Source organism: Micromonospora globispora, from assembly GCF_003857015.1.
Classification (GTDB): domain Bacteria; phylum Actinomycetota; class Actinomycetes; order Mycobacteriales; family Micromonosporaceae; genus Micromonospora; species Micromonospora globispora.
On sequence record NZ_QGGF01000216.1, the window covers coordinates 1 to 3997 of the forward strand.

General features: G+C 75.2%; 5 protein-coding genes. 1 reads left to right on the top strand and 4 read right to left on the bottom strand.

Features of this window, described 5'->3' with window-relative positions:
- Both DKL51_RS08870 and DKL51_RS08875 read right to left on the bottom strand, forming a co-directional pair.
- On the bottom strand, positions 1-889 hold an 889-nt coding region (locus DKL51_RS08870; protein ID WP_148097755.1), incomplete at its 3' end, for a glycosyltransferase family 4 protein.
- Between the two features lie 229 nt (positions 890-1118).
- Complete coding sequence (locus DKL51_RS08875; RefSeq protein WP_124811945.1) at positions 1119-2348, bottom strand: MFS transporter; 1230 nt, start codon at positions 2346-2348, stop codon at positions 1119-1121.
- A 428-nt stretch (positions 2349-2776) separates the two neighbouring features.
- Here DKL51_RS08875 and DKL51_RS08880 point away from each other — a divergent pair, with 428 nt between their 5' ends.
- Complete coding sequence (locus tag DKL51_RS08880; RefSeq protein ID WP_124811946.1) at positions 2777-3307, top strand: GNAT family N-acetyltransferase; 531 nt, start codon at positions 2777-2779, stop codon at positions 3305-3307.
- Between the two features lie 42 nt (positions 3308-3349).
- Here the strand turns inward: DKL51_RS08880 and DKL51_RS34825 are convergent, their stop codons facing one another.
- The gene (locus DKL51_RS34825) at positions 3350-3508 is read right to left on the bottom strand and encodes a hypothetical protein (protein ID WP_165823141.1); all 159 of its coding nucleotides are present in this window, start codon (positions 3506-3508) and stop codon (positions 3350-3352) included.
- Positions 3505-3997: 30S ribosomal protein S4 (gene rpsD / locus DKL51_RS08885; RefSeq protein WP_124811947.1), on the bottom strand; the 493-nt coding region annotated here is incomplete at its 5' end. The genes rpsD and DKL51_RS34825, both read right to left, overlap by 4 nt.

The window sequence follows — 3997 nt, forward strand, 5'->3', positions numbered from 1 at the left end:
GCCGGTGCTCCGCCGCGGGCGCGTTGAGCAGCACGGCGGGCGGCTCGGGCAGCCGGTGCCCGCGGCGCAGCAGGTCGGCCAGCTCTGGCGAGACGGTGAGCACCGCGTCGGCGAACGGCGCGTACTCCCGCTCGTGGGCGCGGTGCGCGGGCAGCCAGCGGGCGTGGTCGCGCCACGGCCTGATGCCGGGCAGGAACTCGTGCGCGTCCCAGACCAGGGCGATCCGCCGCCCCTGAGCGGCGGCACGGATCTTGGCGCGGGCGCCGACGCCGAGCATCCGGAAGTCGTGCGCGTGGACGAGGTCGGGGCGCAGCCGGTCGATCTCCGGCCCGTAGGCCAGCTCGTAGTCCCAGAGCCCCGGCTCCAGCCGCCGCCAGGCGCGGTCACCGCGCAGGGCCTGCCAGAAGAGCGTGTACGCCCGGTCCCACGGGTTGCGGAACTTCCGGCCGCTGCGGACCCGGTGCATCATCTTCGTCCGCAGCCACACCCAGCGGCCGAGTAGCCCGGCCGCGGTCTCCCGTCGTCGCAGGGCGCGGCGGGCCCGGCGGAGCCGGGCGGGGGAGAGCTTCCCGGCCCGCTGCTCCAGCAGCGCGACGCGTACGGCCAGGTCGGCCTGCCAGGCCCGGACCCACTGCGCCCGGTGCTCGGCGATGCCACCCGGCCGGTACGCCAGCGGCCAGCGCAGCCAGGAGCGGCGGAACTCGTGCCGGCGGCGGTCCAGCGGGTCGGGCATCGGCAGCAGCCGGACCTCGGCGTCGCCGAGCTGCCAGCGGCGTTCCAGGTCGTCCGGCGACCGCCCGAGCAGCGTCACGTCCCACCCGGCCTCGGCGGCGGAGCGGGCGATCTTCTGCACCCGCGAGTCGCCCTCGACCCGGTTGTCGACGAGCATGACGACCCGGCCGCGGCGCGGCACGGGCGTCCCGTCGTCGTATCCCACTGCTGGTCCTCCGCTGGTCGGCCGGCCTCTCCGGCGCTGACCTCACGCTGGTGGAGGCGGTCGTCGGGCCGGCGACGCCGACATGACGGCCAGTCGACCGGTAGGCGGCGGTTCAGTGGTGCCGGGGACACCGGCGGGCCGCCGGTGGGGGGTCGGGTCGCCTCCCCACCGGCGGTGGCGCTCAACCCGCGGTGGCGCTCATCCGTCGCCAGACCAGTGCCGCGAGCAGCGCCAACGCGGCGCCGGCCAGCCAGAACGGCGCGATGATGCTTCCCGTCGCCTCGGCGATCAGCCCCCCGACCGCCGTGCCGACGGCCGCGCCGCCGAGATCGGCCAGGGCGTAGACGCTGTTCACCCGGCCGCGCAGCCGGTCCGGCACGAGCCGTTGTCGCAGCGACACCACCAGGACACCCCAGACCATGGTGTGCACGCCCCAGACGGCGAGCGCCGCGCCGGCCACCCAGGGCTGCCGGGTGGTGGCGAGGACGACCTGCAACCCGACCTCGATGAGCAGCCCGGCCCGGAGCAGTGCCGGGGTGCCGAACCTCGTACGCAGCCGGGGCGCCAGCGCGGTGCCGGCCAGCCCGCCGACCGCCGAGGCGGTGAGCAGCAGGCCGTAGCCGACCTCGGCGAGGCCGAGGCGCTGCCGGGCGTAGAGCACGAACGCCGCGAACGCGGCGCAGAACGCCACGTTCATCACCGCGATGCAGACGGCGAGGGTGCGCAGCACCGGGATGCCCCAGAGGGCGCGTACCCCGGCGGCCATGTCGGCCCGCAGCGAACGCGGCGGTTCGGCGGCGGCCGGTTCCGGCATCGCCGGTGGGACCGGACGCCATCGCAGCAGGGCCAGCAGCAGCGCGGCCAGCCCGAAGGTGGCCGCGTCGACCGCGAACGGCACCGCCGCGGCGAGGACGAAGAGGTACGCCCCCAGCGGCTTCGCCGCGAACTGGTTACCGACGACGAAGGTGGCGAAGAGCCGGCCGTTGGCCTGCTCCAGCCGGTCCGGCGGCACCAGCGAGGGCAGCAGCGCCCCGGAGGCGGGGTCCGCGAGGGTCTCGCCGACCCCGGTGAGGAAGAACGCCAGGCAGATCAGCGGCACGGTGACCACTCCGGTGACCACCGTGGCGGCGAGCGCGGCGAGCACCAGCCCCCGGCCCAGGTTCACGCCGATGATCAGGCGGCGTCGGTCGAGCCGGTCCACCAGCGCGCCGCTGACCAGGGCGAAGAGCAGCCAGGGCAGCTGTTGGGCGAGCACCGCCGCGGCGAGCGCGGCCGGGTCCTGGGTGAGCGAGGCGACCAGCAGCGGCCCGGCGACCATGGTCACGCCGTCGCCGAGGTTGGACACCGCGTTGGCGATCCAGAGGCGGCGGAAGTCGGGGCCGAGTCGGCCGGCGGGGATGGTGGCGGTCATGCCGACCACCGCGCAGGGGTGAGACGTCCGGGCGCGACGAGGCGCCCGGACGGGTTGTCCGGAAACACGAGGAACTCCCTCGGAAGCGATGTGGTGGCGTTGTCACGCCAGGACGGAAGACCCGCGCGGAGGCGGGTCACCTGATCGCTTCGCGGCGAGGGACGGTGTCGAGCGGAGCACCCCACTCACACCGGCGGGGCCGGTGATGGAGGGATCGACGGACCGGCGGGTGGGCCGGGCGGCGGGGGACGCCGCATGGCTCAGGTCAGGACACCGTGGTCCCGAGCGGCGAAGCGGAGACCAGCACCGTGCCGAGAAGAGCCATACCCATGATCGACCTCCCGTCGTCGATGCCACCGTAGGCGTTGACCGTGCCGCGCGCGACCCCGGTTGCACATCGGCCGGCCGGTGACCGAGAGTGGGCCGACGTGAGATACCTGCGTACCGGCGGGCGGGTCGGCATCCGTCGACCCCGCCCCGCCGACGAGGCCGAGTTCATCGCCGCCGCCCGGCGCAGCCGGGACCTGCACCACCCCTGGCTAGCCGCCCCCGACGACCCGGAGGCGTACGCCGCGTACCTGCGCAAGGTGCGGCGCCGGGACGGCGCTGGCTACCTGTTCTGCGACCTGGCTACCGGGGAGATCGCCGGGTACGCGAACATCAGCGGCATCGTCATGGGCGCGCTGCGCGGCGGCTACCTCGGCTACGCCGCCTTCCTGCCGTACAGCGGCACCGGGCACGCGTCGGCCGGCATCCGGCTCGTCATCGAGCATGCCTTCACCGCGCTGGGGCTGCACCGGCTGGAGGCCAACATCCAGCCCGGCAACGAGCCGTCGAAGCGGGTGGCGCGCCGGCTCGGCTTCCGGCTCGAGGGTTTCTCGCCGGACTACCTCTTCATCGACGGGGCCTGGCGCGACCACGAACGCTGGGCGATCACCGCGCCGGACGGGCCGGGCTGACAACGCGGTGGCGGCCGCCGAACGGCGACCGCCACCGCAGGCTCAACGTCCAGGCCCCCGGGCCTGTGGGCGCTGCCCGGTCAGCCGCTGCAACTTCGCCTCCTTGTGGTCGACGCGCCGTCGCTGCCGGGGCGTGAGCCTCGGGCGGCCGGTCTGCCGCTCGTAGTTGGACACGCGTCGATCGGACGGCAGAATGCTCATCGCGGGCTCCCCTCTGGTGACTGGACGGCGAGCGACACGTCCCGCAGCGCCGGCACCTCCTGCTGCTGCGGCTCCCGGGCCAGCGTCGCGGTGAACCGGTCCGACCGGACCTCCAGGTACGGCGGGGCGTCGCCGTCGGCGTGGTCGGCGACCGCGACCGCGACCGGGGCCCGGCAGCGCCGGTCCGGTCGTACCTCGATGGTCTGCCCGGGACGGACCAGGTACGAGGACCAGTTGACCTTGCCGCCGTCCACGGTGAACGTGTTGTGGCCGATGAGGTCGCGGGCCTCGTCGACGGAGCGGGCGAAGCCGGCGCGGTGCACCAGCGCGTCCATCCGCTGCTCGAGCTGCCCGACGAGGTTCTCCGCCGCGTCACCGGGCTGCCGGGCGGCCGTGGCCAGGGCGCGGGCCAACTGCCGCTCCCGCAGCTCGTACGCGGCGCGGACCTGGTGCCGTTCGGCATCGGGCAGGCGGTACCCGCGCGGCGCC

Coding starts and splice junctions, on each gene's coding strand:
- DKL51_RS08875 (WP_124811945.1), bottom strand. CDS start 2,348: ATGACCGCCACCATCCCCGCCGGCCGACTCGGCCCCGACTTCCGCCGC.
- DKL51_RS34825 (WP_165823141.1), bottom strand. CDS start 3,508: ATGAGCATTCTGCCGTCCGATCGACGCGTGTCCAACTACGAGCGGCAG.